This is a genomic window from Leptospira sp. GIMC2001, from assembly GCF_028462125.1.
In the GTDB taxonomy this organism is placed as follows: domain Bacteria; phylum Spirochaetota; class Leptospiria; order Leptospirales; family Leptospiraceae.
On sequence record NZ_CP115468.1, the window covers coordinates 3,075,890 to 3,089,414 of the forward strand.

Below are 13,525 nucleotides of genomic sequence, written 5' to 3' on the forward strand. Positions count from 1 at the left end.
TTATATATCTCCTAGTAAGCGATAGACTTCTGCAGCGTCTTTGTCTCCGCGACCCGATAGGCAGATTAGAATGTCTTTTTTCTTACCTAAATCCTTAGCTAATTTTTTCGCAAAGGAAAACGCATGAGCTGTTTCTAATGCTGGAATGATTCCTTCAATTTTGCAAACTTCCAAAAAGCTAGATAGAGCATCATCGTCATCTACATTAGCATAGCTAACTCGTCCCGTCGAAGCTAAATGAGCATGCTCAGGTCCCACACCTGGATAATCCAAACCAGCTGATACTGAATGGGCGGGTACAATCTGTCCGTTTTCATCTTGGATAATCAAAGTCTTGGTGCCATGTAGAAATCCAGGTTTACCCAAACTGATTGTTGCAGAATGATTCCCAGGAGTCTTATCTCTTCCACCAGCTTCCACGCCATACAATTTTACTTTTTTATCTCCAATAAAACCATAGAACATTCCAATCGCATTCGATCCACCACCAACACAGGCAACAACAGCATCCGGCAATTTGCCTTCCGATTTCTTGAATTGCTTGCGAGATTCCTTCCCAATGATTGATTGAAAATCTCTTACGATAGTTGGAAAAGGATGAGGACCAATTGCGGATCCGACTATATAATGAGTTGTTTTTACATTGAGTGCCCAATCCCTCATTGCTTCTGATGTAGCTTCTTTTAAGGTTGCTTCTCCAGCAGAGACTCCACGAACCGTTGCGCCCATCATCTTCATCTTGACTGCATTGAGTTCTTGGCGCTTGAGATCTACGTCACCCATATAAACCACTGTCTCAAAACCAAACATCGCACCAACTGTAGCTGTAGCAAGCCCATGTTGTCCGGCACCCGTCTCGGCTATAATTCTTTTCTTGCCCATATAACGAGCCATAAGTGCTTGTCCGATCGTATTATTGATTTTATGTGCTCCGGTATGATTGAGGTCTTCTCGCTTCAACCATACTCGAGCTCCACCCCAATGCCTTGTAAGATTCTCCGCATACATAAGTAAGGATGGGCGATTGACATAGTTTTTAAAATAATAATCAACTTGCTTTTTGAATTTTCTATTGTCTTTTAATTTTGCATAAACTCTTTCTAATTCTTCAAGAGCTTCAGTCAAAACTTCTGGCGCATAACGACCACCAAATTCTCCAAAATAACCTTCATCAAATTGCTTATAGAGTGTTCTATTCATGGTTGTTATCCTCCAATTCTTGATACAATTGAGTTCGAATTTTCAGTACTTCATCATACAGAGATTTCTCATCAGTAAATTGATGAAGGATTTCTTCACCGGTCTTGCGAACCAAAATTGAAATTTCAGCTTTTTCGAGAAATGCTTTACCAATCGTAATTCGAATGGGGAATCCGATCAACTCGGAATCCTTAAATTTAAAACCAGGGCCTAAGTCACGATCGTCCCAGAAAACATCCAATCCTTTGGAAACAAGTTCTTGATAGATTTTTTCTACTTTAGCAGTGTCTTCCTTTGCCTTAGTGATGCTGACAAGTGCTATTTCGAATGGAGCCACAGTAATGGGCCAGTGGATTCCTTTTTCATCATTGCATTGCTCAATGATTGTAGCCATGCATCGATTGACTCCAATTCCATAACAACCCATAGTAAGAATTTTTGTCTTACCATTTTGATCCAATACTTTGATGTCAAAAGCTTCCGTATATTTTTGACCAAGCTTAAATATATGTCCGACCTCGATACCTTTCTCTTCGTCAAGTCCAGTTCCACAATTCGGGCAAGGGTCATTTTTTCTAGTTAGGCTACAATCAATCGAATCGAATTGAGTATGACTTTTTCCCATTACAACAGATCGATAATGATAATCCAATTCGTTGGCACCGGCAACATAGCCAAGATTCGAATCAATACTCGCATCCAAAATTACGGTTAGATCGGAATGATAAGTCGCCTGAGGTCCAATAAATCCCGGAACCAGATTGTATTTTTCCAATTCTTTATTGCCCATTGGACGCAGCTCATTTGTTTTTAAATGGTTTCTTAGCTTGGCTTCATTGAGTTCACGATCCCCAAGTAAAAAAACCAAAATCGGCTTATCATCGGAAACAAGAGCTAGTGCTTTGATACAGTCTTTATCTTGCAGTCCAAGTGTAGTGGACACTTCCGAAATTGATTTAGCGTTTGGCGTAGAAGTTTTATCAGACTGAGAAAATTCAGCTAATGTAGATTTTGCGTTCGTGTTGTGAGAAATTAGCGGAGTTTTTTCAATATTACCATTGTATCCGCAACTTTTACAGATCATCAATGTTTCTTCGCCAATGGGACTCACGACCATGAATTCTTCAGAAGCAGATCCTCCCATATTTCCCGAATCGGCTTGAACTGGAATTGTTGACAAGCCCATTCTTTTAAAAATGGATCGATAGGTCGAACGCATCACTTGATATGTTTTATCAAGTGATTCATCATCAATATGATAGGAATAGGCATCCTTCATTGTGAATTCACGAGAACGAATCACACCAAATCTAGGTCGAATCTCGTCTCTAAATTTTGTATGGATCTGATAGACATTGATCGGCAAGTCTTTATAAGACTTTAACATAGGTTTAACGAGATTGCAGAAACTTTCTTCATGAGTCGGACCAAGACAATTCTCGTTGTCGTGGCGATCCTTGAGTCGAAACATTTCCTTGCCCATTTTGTCCCATCTTCCCGATACTTTCCAAAAATCTGCAGGAGTAAGAATAGGAAGTTGAAATTCGAGTGCACCAGATCTATCCATTTCTTCACGGACAATCTGTTCAATTTTTCTTAAGATCTTAAGCCCGAGAGGAAGATAAAAATACAATCCAGCACTGGATTTGCGGACAAGACCCGCGCGAATCATCAATTTATGAGATGCGACTACTGCATCTTGAGGGTCTTCTTTGGCAGTTGGAACGAGATAGGAACTTGCTTTCATCTAATTTACTCTATATATCAGAAGAAACGAAGTATATCATTGAAGGAAACAAAAATACCCAGACCAATCAAAAAGAAGAATCCAATTCTAAATATCGCTTCCATCACGCGCTTTGGCAATGGACGTCCGACCACGGCTTCGTATGCATACATTACGATATGTCCACCATCGGCTATGGGTATAGGTAAAAGATTCATGATCATAAGAGCTATAGATATCTTAGCTACAAGGTCTAGATATGTTCTCCATCCATATTCCAAACTGAGTCCTGCAATATGAACAATCCCGATTGGTCCAGAAAGATTTTCTTTGGGTGATAGCAAGCCGCTAAACAACATGCCAATGCCTTTTAAGGTAGTCGAAACATTCTGATAGACTTTTATTCCCGCACTTGCAAATGCCTCACCCAGATTCTGATCTTTGATTCTTGTCTCTGCGACAAATTTCATGGATGGACGAAATCCAAGTAAACCGATCGGACGAATTGCAACATCCGCCAAATACTCTCTTCCAGAAAACGAAACTTTCATTGAGTTTTCTTTTGCAGATTTTATATAAGATATTAGAGAATCAATATTCTCGAATATATTCCCATTGATTTGAATATTCTTAAGTTTATTTTCTATATCTGGATCATAGGATGCAATTGAGAGACCTTCTACGTTTAGCTCAGGATATTTCGCATGTTTTAGATTTTTTAATTCAATAACATCAGCACCTAATACAGGTATCGTGACCGTCTCATCTTTTACAGCCCAAGGAGTGAGTAGGGGAAGAGTTTTTCTGATAAGTTTTAGATCAACTTGCTTTCCCCGATACTTACCCAATTCAGTTTGTAAATCAGTGATAGTCTGAACATCAACTCCATTCACAGAAATCAAAACATCACCGTCATTTAGATATTTTACTGCTCTTGATTTCAATTCCTTCTCACGATTCTGAGCTTCAATTTTATCGACTACTTCTTCGGGGATCTCTCCTTCACGAATTCTTTCTTGGATTTGCTCTTTATAGAATTGATCAGTTTCGCCAGAATCATTCAACTTTTGATTTAACCATTCGGTTATCTGTTCTGAGTAAGTAAATGTCGCAACTACGCGTCTCTCTCCAGCCGGTTCTATACCGATAGAAGGACGTCCTCCCGAAGAAGCCATATTCGGGATAACAGTCGTTACAGCTTCCTTGCCGTTACGATTGTACTGAATCTCAATCGGATCACCTTTGCTTAGTGCTATATTTGTAAATATATCTTCAAAATTTGCAGTTGGTTCACCGTTAATCGCTGTAATTATATCTCCTGATTTCAAACCAGATTTGTATGCTTGAGAGATGGATTCGATAGATGGATCGATAAATATTTTATTTCCAGGTGCGTTGTCACCGGTCATCTCTAATAAAAACAGCAACAAAAATCCAAGAACCAGATTGGCAAAAGGGCCACCTAAAACAGGAATCATTCGCTTGAGTGGAGGAGTTGACAATAACTCACCAGGTTCACCTTTTAATTTTCTGCCGTATTCGTCTCCCTTAAACATCACATAGCCACCTAACGGAATGGCTGTTATCTGATAAGTTGTCTCACCAATTTTTTTCTTCCAAATTCCTCTTCCATATCCCATAGAAAAAATCCGGGCTTTCACGCCGACAAGCATCCCACAAAGTAAATGCCCTAACTCATGGATAAAAATAGAAACCGCAAGCATCATCACTGCGCCAAGAATTAATATTAGCAAGGTAAGACTCCTTCAATCATATGATTACGTACAAAATTTCGTGCACTTAGATCTGCATCCAGATAACCATCAAGATCTTTCGGATGTTCGATAGGAATAGAATCTAATGCGTTTTGAATAATAGTTGGAATTGCAATAAATGGAATTTTCTCCTGCAAAAAAAGTTCGCAAGCTACTTCATTGGAAGCATTAAAAATTGCTGGAGCAGTTCCACCGAGTCTACCGGCTTTGTAAGCGATTGCTAAACCTGGATAACGATCAGGATCAGGATTTCGAAAATTCAATGATTTCCATGAATATGGTTTTCTCTCAATTAAAAGATCAGGAACGGGATTCGGATAGAATAGCGAATGAGCAATCGGAAAAATCATATCAGGTTGAGATGCATAAGCAATGACTGCTCCATCGATATTTTCCACCAAACCGTGAATAATGGATTCTGGATGGATAACAACCTCGATATTATCATACGAGAATCCAAATAAAAAATGCGCTTCTATGACTTCCAATCCTTTGTTGATGAGTCCTGCAGAATCAACAGTGATTTTTGGTCCCATCGACCAAGTTGGATGGTTGAGTGCTTCCTTAACTGATACATAAGGAAGTTTTTCTATCGGAAGATCCCGAAACGAACCGCCGGATGCAGTTAAAATTAGGGATCTAATATTTTCTTTTGGAGTCCGATCAATCAACTGGAAGAGTGCATTGTGTTCGGAATCAACCGGCACCATTCGAGATTTAGATTTACTTAGTAAATCATTTATCAAGGGGCCAAATGTTACTAGTGTTTCTTTGTTCGCGATTGCAATGTCTTTGCCCGCACGAATTGCAGCAATAGTCGGTGCGACTCCTATGGCTCCAACGATTGCAGTAACAACGATGTCAACTTCTGGAAGTGATGAAATCTCATCCAATCCTTCACTTCCATATAAAATTTTGGTATGTCCTATTGTTGCTCCAAAGGCACGAATCTCAGGCGTTGGATTACTAAAGCAAACAAAACTAGGTTGGAACTCTTGAATAATCTCTTCGGCTTTCTTCCAATTGTTATGGACACTAATCGCTGTAAGACGGAAGTGATTTGGAAATTGCCGAAGAACTTTAAGAGTAGATTCCCCCACGGATCCTGAGACACCGAGTATAGTTAAGTTTTTCATCTATTCTCTTAATTAGACGGTGTAACCAAGAATCCCCTTAATTTTAAAATAGAAATAAATTGTTGGTATAGTAAATAATAAAGCATCAGCTAAATCCAGTACGCCACCATGACCTGGTATAATTGAAGCTGAATCTTTGATTTTGGCATCACGTTTGAGTGCTGACTCTGCAAGATCACCGAGTACAGATACAAGTGACAACACAACACTCAGTGCAATGGATTCTATGAGACCAACAGGGATTTCACCACCAACAAAATATACCCAGAGATAATTGAGAATTTGAACACAGATCACAGCAGAGATATTTCCTGTGATATAACCTTCCCAAGTTTTCTTAGGGGAAATTTTGAGACCTGCAGGATTGCGTCCAAACCACCGACCTCCAAAATAAGCACCCGCATCACTGATAAATGTGATTGTACAAACTAAGAAAATATAGTATTCACCGTAAGGAAAACTGAGAAGTAAAAGGAAATGTCCTATTGGAACCGCAACATATAAAACTCCAAAAACCGTTGTCATAACGGACATCATAGCACCATCTAACGGTCGCTTAATGATCTGGAGAGTGAATGAGAGAATAGTAAGAACAATCACCAATGCCATTACGGGCGAGAATGATTGCGAATTCAATTGATTGGATATTTCAAGAACCCAAGAAGGCGGCGCAATATTTTTCTGTATTCCAATGAATTGGAGATAGTATACAAGAAAGATAACAAAACCGAAAACGTAACCCGATCCTCGGAAAGCTTGGGACTCTTCCCTATGACCGAAATCGTAAAATTCTCTCTGTCCTAAATAAATGATCAAGGCACCGAAAAAAAACAAATCGAGATAGTAAACGCCCGAATATAGAAAGGCTACCAAAAAAAGTGCAACTAAAACTATTGCAGATAAAATTCGTTTCGCTGTTTCGCCCATTATAACCCACCAAATTTTCTTATTCTTTTATCGTAGTCCTGCAAAGCATCAACCAACGCGCTTCGATCAAAATCAGGCCATAACGTTTTTGTAAAATATACTTCAGCATAGGCAATCTGCCAGAGTAGAAAATTTGATATTCTCTGCTCTCCTGCTGTCCTGATGAGTAAATCTACTGGAGGGAGAGGATATGTATATAAATATTTTTCAAATTCCTTCTCAGTCACTTTTCCAAGTAAATCTTTTTTGGCAGATTTTCTGGATTGGATAAGTCCATTCATCGCGTGAATGATCTCGTCTTTTGCTCCATAGTTCAGACAAAAGTTCACGGTTAGAGTCTTGTTCTTAGATGTTCTTTCTACTGCTCGATCGATAGAGCTCAAGGCAGATTTGGGAATTCGATTTCTGGAACCAGAATGTTTGATGCGAATTCCTTTCGAATGGATATCATCCAAACGATCTGTGATGAACTCAATTAGTAATTCGAATATAGATTTTACTTCGAGGATGGGTCGCTTCCAATTCTCTGTGGAAAATGCGTACAAAGATACATTTTGTAACCCAAATTCTAAACTGGAAGTGAGAAGAGAATCAATTGCTTTTGCACCAGCTCTATGGCCCTCGGTGCGATTTAACCCTTGTTTGGTTGCCCATCTCCCGTTTCCATCCATGATTACCGCTATATGCTTAGGAATCGATTTAATCTTGGCTGGATCGGACAAGGGATTCTAATTAAACGGTTAGAATTTCTTTTTCCTTCTCCTTCGCTAATTCATCAATCTTTGCGATATAGGAGTCGGTGGTTTTCTGAACTTTATCCTGAAGAACTTTCATCTCATCTTGAGATATGCCATCTTCCTTCTTGAGATCATCGTTGGAATCTCTTCGAATATTACGAATAGCAACTTTCTTCTCTTCGGATTTAGTTTTTACGATTTTTGCAAGTTCTTTACGTCTATCGCCCGTTAGCTCAGGGAGGATAATTCTAATTACGACGCCGTCATTGCTTGGCGTCAAACCAAGTCCTGAACTAAGAATCGCACGCTCGACTTCTTTGAACGCAGATTTATCATAAGGAGTAAAAACTATCATCCTAGGTTCAGGAGTTGTAATATTTCCCAATTGAGTGAGTGGTGTTGGAGCACCATAGTATTCCGCTTTGATATCTTCGATCATTGCAGGGTTCGCCTTGCCGGATCGGATTTGTACAAAATCTTTTTTTAAAGCATCAATGGTTTTATCCATTTTTGTTTTCATTTGATTGAGAATTTCTTCAGACATCTTTTACTAACTCCTCTGAGTTGGAAATAAGAGTTCCAATATCTGCACCACAGACAAGATCTCTAAGATTTCCTTTATTAAAAATATCGAATACAATGATTGGCATATTATTGTCCATGCATAGACTCAAGGCAGTTGAATCCATAACCTTAAGACGTTCTTTTATAGATTCCATAAATGAGATTTTCTTATAACGAATTGCTGCTGGATCCTTTTTTGGATCTGCCGTATAGACACCATTCACTTTTGTAGCTTTTAGAATTACTTCACAGCCAACTTCCACAGCTCTAAGTGAAGCAGTTGTGTCTGTAGTAAAGTATGGATTACCAGTTCCACCAGCAAATATGATAACTCTTTCTTTTTCCAAATGGCGAACTGCACGTCTGCGGATATATGGTTCAGCAACTGATTTCATTTCGATAGCAGACAATACTCTTGTAAACAATCCTTGTTTCTCGCAAGCGTCTTGTAAGGCGAGAGCGTTCATGATTGTGCCTAGCATTCCCATATAGTCAGCTGTCGCACGATCCATTCCCGATTTAGCTAAAGTATTGCCTCGAACAATGTTGCCTCCACCGACAACCAATGCCACCTGGATTCCTAATGCATGTATTTCTTTGATTTCTCCCGCAAGGGAAAAGGTTTTGTTGGTATCAATACCAAGCTCTCCCTCTCCGGCAAGTGCCTCGCCGGAAAGTTTGATCATAATCCTTTTGTAAGGATAGTTTGTTTTGGCGGAATTATCCAACCTGGAACCGAGAAAATTTAGCGACTGTAATGTTCTCGCCAAATTTTGCTATGGATTCTTGGATTATATCATTGATAGTTTTGGTGTTATCTTTGATATAAGCTTGGTTCAAAAGGCAGACTTCCGAGTAGTATTTCTTCAATTTGCCAGGAAGAATCTTTTCGATTTGTTCTGCTTTCTTACCCTCTTGTTCAAGTTGTGCTTTGATAACTCTAGATTCAGCTTCCATATCATCTTTGTTGACTTGGTCTTCACTGATAAAGAGAGGAGCCATTGCAGCGATTTGCATGCAGATATCTCTTCCCAATCCTTCGAAGTCTTCGTTGTTTGCAACGAAGTCTGTCTCACAGCTCAACTGCACAAGAACACCAACTTTTCCAGCACCATGAATATAAGAGATCACTCTTCCTTGAGAAGTTTCTCTTCCTACTCGTTTAGCTGCTTTCGCCATACCTTTCTCGCGAAGATATTCAGCCGCTTTATCGATATCGTTGTTGTTTTCCGTAAGTGCTTTCTTGCAATCAAGCATTCCAGCACCCGTTCTTTCTCTTAATTCTTTTATTAAATCAGTACTTGACAAAGTTCTATCCTTTCTTTATTGATTGTCGACTTCGACAATTCCTTGGCCTTCTTTGATCTCTTCTGGTTTATCAGTTGTTTCAGTTTTAGCAGAAGCTAATGTAACTGTTTCGTCTGAACCAGGAATCACTTCGATAGTTGCAACAGTCTCTTCACCCGCAGCTGCTGCTTTGTTTTCCAGAGATGTCTCATCACGAATGAATTTACCGCTTTCGTCATACTCACCGCTGTATAGTTGAGATGGATCGATATCTTCGTCTTCAGTGAAGTTAGGTTGAACAACTTCTCCACCGGTTCCTTCTTTTACTGCATTAGCCATTGTATCAAGGAAAAGAGTGATAGCACGAATTGCATCATCATTGCCCGGAATTGGATAATCAATGAGTTCTGGGTTACAGTTTGTATCAACAACTGCAAAAACAGTAAGCCCTAGTTTTTTGGCTTCCATAACTGCGATTTCTTCTTTCTTAGGATCGATAACAAATAAGATCTCAGGAATAGTTGCCATATCCTTAATTCCACCAAGAGTTGCTTTTAGTTTTTCTAGCTCTCTTTTAAGGGAAAGTGCTTCTTTCTTAGTTCTTGCTTCTTGTTCGAAAGAATTCTCTTCTTCCATTGTTTCCAATCTCTTAAGACGAGCGATGGATTTCTTAACTGTATTCCAGTTAGTCAGAAGTCCGCCTAACCATCTGTTAGACACATAATACATATTACAGTCTTGTGCTGCTCTTTCGATTGCACCACGAGCTTGTTTCTTTGTTCCAACGAATAAAACTTTTTTGCCTTGGGCAGTAAGTCTTCGCAGAGCATCATAAGCTTCTTTGGTTTTTTGGACGGTTTTTTGGAGATCGATTATATGGATCCCGTTTCTAGCTGTGAATACGTAGGGAGCCATTTTAGGATTCCATCTACGAGTTTGGTGACCGAAATGCACTCCGGATTCGAGGAGGCTTTTCATTGAAATTACGGACATTATGTACCCCTTTTTAGTACGAGATATCCAGATACTACAAGACCAATGATACTTGCAGGGGTTAGCTGGATCCCGACCTTAATTATATAAAGCTCCAGCACGAATGGTTCAGCAAATAAGAAAACCGAGAAAAATTGAATCCCGAAGATTCTATCCAACAGTATCCCAGAAATTGCTCCGACGAAAAGTCCGAGAATTAGGACTAGGAAGATATTTCCTATCTGCCCCTTATTCATTGCAATGAGCTTAGATTACCATATTCCAGGAAAAAGGCTACTGGTCAAGAGGATTTGCCATCTTCTGGTTGGATCATCTCACAATTCCCATCAAAAATCACGCCATCGGCAATTTGCAATTTCGCAGTTTTTATATTTCCTTGAACTTTGCCTGTTGTTAGCATTTCCAAGCGATTGGTTGCTGTAACATTTCCGATTACCATGCCACCAACGATGACAGTATGCGCTTTGATATTGGCTTGGACTTTTGCCCCTTCGCTAATTACCAAATATCCTTCTGATAGGATTTCTCCTTTGAATTCGCCAGAGATTTGCAAAGGTTTTTTGAAGTTTAAAGTTCCGTTGAAGGCAGTTTCGCGGCCTAAAACCGTGGAGATAACTCCATGTTCTGTTACGATAGGTTGATTGTTCTTCTTACTCATATTTACTTGGTTGTCATCACATATACCCCGTCCCAATCTTCTGGGGGAGGCGATTGGATGAAGGTGTCGCATCGTTCTACATAGAGTTGCGATGGACCATCATCTGGTTTAATCTGCAGTGCTTCTTGGAATTTTCTTTTCGCATCTGGAAATTTTCGAGTCTTGTATAGATGCAATCCCTCGTTGTATAAATCGAAAACTTGTTTCATTTCTGCGCTTAGATTCATGATAACTCCTAATACAATAATACAACTGCCGTTGAATATTCATCACAATGGCTAATGGATGCCTCTGATACAGAGAATCCCTTAGAAGAAAACAATTCCATAGATTTACCGTTTATGCAAAGTCTTTTTTTGCCGAACTCGGAGCCGACAAGCTCAATCTCTCTCATATCGAATCGAAAATCGCTACCACAATCTAATGCTTTGATAAAGGCTTCTTTGCAAGCAAATCTTGCTGCTAAATGAGGAACGGGATCTTTCTTCTTAAGACAATATTCCTTTTCTTGATCTGTAAAAACACGGTTCAGGAAACGATCTCCAAATTCATCCCATGCTGCTTTGATCCTATGATTCGCAATGATATCATTGCCAATTGTCATTTTCAATTGGGCTTTCCTTCTTCTTTATAACCTTCTGGAGGAGGTGGTGGCGTATCATTTGGGTCTACCTCATCCGAATTGGAATTGTCTTCTTCATCATCGCTAGGTTGAATCGATGAATTTTTTACTTTATAAGTAACAGTCACCTTATCTGGAATCACTTGAAGTATTTCTATATTTTTAAGATCTCTAGATCTTGAAACCCTTATCTTTGTCACAACGGGTTGATCACTCGGAATGATTTTCTTGCGAAGAAGATCGTACGAATTGTTACAAGGAACAGTTGCCTGAATTCCATTGATAATTGCGCTGCTCTTGATTGGAGTTCTTGTGAAAATTTTGACTGAGACCTGTTCTTCTGATAGTTCCGGTTCGAGATATTGATTGGTATCAATACATACAACAGGAATTCCAGTGATAGTCTGCTCACCTGTCTTAGAAGCGAGAGATGTAATTGTAACACTGACGGTCGCTTCTTTAACACCACCAACGATAAAGGTTCCTTTAGGCAAATCCGGTAGGCGAATTTTTCGCACAAAGGATTCATTTTGATCTTGGAGTGAGATTGGTGGTAAAACTATTTTATTGAGTTTCTCAACATCTGATTGACGTCCAGAAATATTGACACGGTTCGGCCTTACAAGAAAAGAGACCTTTTCAAAGTTAGATGGAAGATCCCCTTCAAAAGTAGCCTCTAAAATCACTTGCTTGGTCGCCGTTCCCTCAATTTCGATAGGTATGGAAGATTTTAGTTTGGTAACCTTGATCCCGTTGGGAACTCCAGTAATTCTCTTGATGGCGACATCATTGGAACCTGGTTTTAAATCTAGCGGATCTACTACAGCCTTCATAAATTGAGAATAGTAATTTACAACTTCTCGTAAACCCTCTACTCTAACTGGATAAGACTTTTCAGGATTCTTGGAATAGTACATTCCGTTCTCTAATTTTGGGTATTCGATAGGAATATTTACAGTTTTTATTAGGATTTTAGAATTTTGTAAATTAACATAGAAAATCGAAGCGATCAGAAGAGATCCTAATTTGACTTTCCAGTTTTTCGTGAAGACTTCTATTAGCTTGGGAAGAAGGTTTCTCACTTGGATCATTTCTCATCATCCTCATACTTCTTATCTCTTTTCTTCTCTAACAATAGAGAGTTAACAAGAGACTTAAGCTCTAGTGGTTTAACAGGATGAATCATTTCGCTATCAAAACATACAGAAATTTCGCCAGTTTCTTCCGATGTGACGATGATCACGGCATCAGCTTCTTCAGCAAGACCCAGAGCGGATCTATGCCTTGCTCCGAAAGTAGAATTCTCTAAATTATGAGTCATTGGTAGATAAGAAGCAGCTGATACAACACGATTCTGCTCAATGATCACAGCACCATCATGCAAGGGTGTATTTTTCATAAAGATTGTTTGCAATAAGGGAGAGGACACCAAGGCATCCAATTGAATGGAATCTTCTACAATATTCTTAAGTGAAATTTCTTTTGTTAGAACAATGATAGATCCGATTTTGGAAGATGCCATTGTCTTTACTGCGTCTACAATTGGATCAAGATCATAAGTTGGTTTCATCAGAAATAAATTGACAAAACGGAAACGAGTAAGATCTCCCGTAATCCGACGGAGTTCTGGTTGTAAGAGAACGATAATTGCGAAAACCAATGCAGGACGAATATTGGTGATTATCCAATCCAAAAGTTCCAGTTCCATATACTCTGCAACTGAACCCAATATCCATATAAAAACTACACCCATTAGAAGTTGGATTCCTCTGGTTCGCCTAAGCAACATGTAGATTTTGTAAATAAAAAAGCTAACTATGAAAATATCTAGTGCAACCAAAAATATACTTTTGGTTGAAGAAATAAGGTAGATACCTCTAAAAATATCAAACACAATTTA

General features: G+C 39.1%; 15 protein-coding genes. All 15 read right to left on the reverse strand.

The window, feature by feature from the left end:
* The 15 genes from trpB to cdaA all read right to left on the reverse strand — a co-directional run bounded on the left by trpB (position 1) and on the right by cdaA (position 13,519).
* Positions 1-1,200: a tryptophan synthase subunit beta gene (gene trpB, locus O4O04_RS15665; RefSeq protein WP_272532726.1), complete on the reverse strand. Its 1,200-nt coding sequence runs from the start codon at positions 1,198-1,200 to the stop codon at positions 1-3.
* Positions 1,193-2,947, reverse strand: coding sequence for a proline--tRNA ligase (locus O4O04_RS15670; RefSeq protein ID WP_272532727.1), 1,755 nt, complete (start codon positions 2,945-2,947; stop codon positions 1,193-1,195). The genes trpB and O4O04_RS15670 overlap by 8 nt, the downstream gene beginning before the upstream one ends.
* Before the next feature lie 17 nt (positions 2,948-2,964).
* A complete protein-coding gene (locus tag O4O04_RS15675; protein WP_272532728.1) occupies positions 2,965-4,680 on the reverse strand; it encodes a site-2 protease family protein in 1,716 nt (571 codons plus the stop codon).
* Positions 4,674-5,837, reverse strand: coding sequence for a 1-deoxy-D-xylulose-5-phosphate reductoisomerase (gene dxr / locus O4O04_RS15680; protein WP_272532729.1), 1,164 nt, complete (start codon positions 5,835-5,837; stop codon positions 4,674-4,676). Before dxr ends, O4O04_RS15675 begins: the two co-directional genes overlap by 7 nt.
* A gap of 12 nt (positions 5,838-5,849) precedes the next feature.
* Positions 5,850-6,764, reverse strand: a complete 915-nt coding sequence (locus O4O04_RS15685) for a phosphatidate cytidylyltransferase (protein ID WP_272532730.1) — start codon at positions 6,762-6,764, stop codon at positions 5,850-5,852.
* A complete protein-coding gene (locus O4O04_RS15690; RefSeq protein ID WP_272536117.1) occupies positions 6,764-7,468 on the reverse strand; it encodes an isoprenyl transferase in 705 nt (234 codons plus the stop codon). The genes O4O04_RS15685 and O4O04_RS15690 overlap by 1 nt, the downstream gene beginning before the upstream one ends.
* 28 nt (positions 7,469-7,496) lie before the next feature.
* Positions 7,497-8,045, reverse strand: a complete 549-nt coding sequence (frr, locus tag O4O04_RS15695; RefSeq protein ID WP_272532731.1) for a ribosome recycling factor — start codon at positions 8,043-8,045, stop codon at positions 7,497-7,499.
* The gene (pyrH, locus tag O4O04_RS15700; protein ID WP_272532732.1) at positions 8,038-8,751 is read right to left on the reverse strand and encodes a UMP kinase; all 714 of its coding nucleotides are present in this window, start codon (positions 8,749-8,751) and stop codon (positions 8,038-8,040) included. The genes frr and pyrH overlap by 8 nt, the downstream gene beginning before the upstream one ends.
* Before the next feature lie 34 nt (positions 8,752-8,785).
* Positions 8,786-9,373: a translation elongation factor Ts gene (gene tsf / locus O4O04_RS15705; RefSeq protein ID WP_272532733.1), complete on the reverse strand. Its 588-nt coding sequence runs from the start codon at positions 9,371-9,373 to the stop codon at positions 8,786-8,788.
* A gap of 15 nt (positions 9,374-9,388) precedes the next feature.
* Positions 9,389-10,345 (reverse strand): 30S ribosomal protein S2, encoded by a 957-nt coding sequence (gene rpsB / locus O4O04_RS15710; RefSeq protein WP_272532734.1) that lies wholly within the window; start codon positions 10,343-10,345, stop codon positions 9,389-9,391.
* Positions 10,346-10,625: 280 nt separating this feature from the next.
* On the reverse strand, positions 10,626-11,003 hold the full coding sequence (locus O4O04_RS15720; protein ID WP_272532736.1) for a bactofilin family protein: 378 nt from the start codon (positions 11,001-11,003) through the stop codon (positions 10,626-10,628).
* A gap of 2 nt (positions 11,004-11,005) precedes the next feature.
* Entirely contained in the window at positions 11,006-11,230 is a 225-nt protein-coding gene (locus O4O04_RS15725) for a tetratricopeptide repeat protein (protein WP_272532737.1), read from the reverse strand.
* 8 nt (positions 11,231-11,238) lie between these two features.
* Positions 11,239-11,613 (reverse strand): holo-ACP synthase, encoded by a 375-nt coding sequence (acpS, locus tag O4O04_RS15730; RefSeq protein WP_272532738.1) that lies wholly within the window; start codon positions 11,611-11,613, stop codon positions 11,239-11,241.
* Positions 11,610-12,716 carry a CdaR family protein gene (locus O4O04_RS15735; protein WP_272532739.1) on the reverse strand — a complete coding sequence of 369 codons (1,107 nt, stop codon included), beginning with the start codon at positions 12,714-12,716 and terminating at the stop codon, positions 11,610-11,612. The genes acpS and O4O04_RS15735 overlap by 4 nt, the downstream gene beginning before the upstream one ends.
* Positions 12,713-13,519, reverse strand: coding sequence for a diadenylate cyclase CdaA (cdaA, locus tag O4O04_RS15740; RefSeq protein WP_442915903.1), 807 nt, complete (start codon positions 13,517-13,519; stop codon positions 12,713-12,715). Before cdaA ends, O4O04_RS15735 begins: the two co-directional genes overlap by 4 nt.
* Positions 13,520-13,525: the final 6 nt, after the last annotated feature.

Coding starts and splice junctions, on each gene's coding strand:
- trpB (WP_272532726.1), bottom strand. CDS start 1,200: ATGAATAGAACACTCTATAAGCAATTTGATGAAGGTTATTTTGGAGAA.
- O4O04_RS15670 (WP_272532727.1), bottom strand. CDS start 2,947: ATGAAAGCAAGTTCCTATCTCGTTCCAACTGCCAAAGAAGACCCTCAA.
- dxr (WP_272532729.1), bottom strand. CDS start 5,837: ATGAAAAACTTAACTATACTCGGTGTCTCAGGATCCGTGGGGGAATCT.
- O4O04_RS15685 (WP_272532730.1), bottom strand. CDS start 6,764: ATGGGCGAAACAGCGAAACGAATTTTATCTGCAATAGTTTTAGTTGCA.
- frr (WP_272532731.1), bottom strand. CDS start 8,045: ATGTCTGAAGAAATTCTCAATCAAATGAAAACAAAAATGGATAAAACC.
- pyrH (WP_272532732.1), bottom strand. CDS start 8,751: ATGATCAAACTTTCCGGCGAGGCACTTGCCGGAGAGGGAGAGCTTGGT.
- rpsB (WP_272532734.1), bottom strand. CDS start 10,345: ATGTCCGTAATTTCAATGAAAAGCCTCCTCGAATCCGGAGTGCATTTC.
- O4O04_RS15720 (WP_272532736.1), bottom strand. CDS start 11,003: ATGAGTAAGAAGAACAATCAACCTATCGTAACAGAACATGGAGTTATC.
- O4O04_RS15725 (WP_272532737.1), bottom strand. CDS start 11,230: ATGAATCTAAGCGCAGAAATGAAACAAGTTTTCGATTTATACAACGAG.
- O4O04_RS15735 (WP_272532739.1), bottom strand. CDS start 12,716: ATGATCCAAGTGAGAAACCTTCTTCCCAAGCTAATAGAAGTCTTCACG.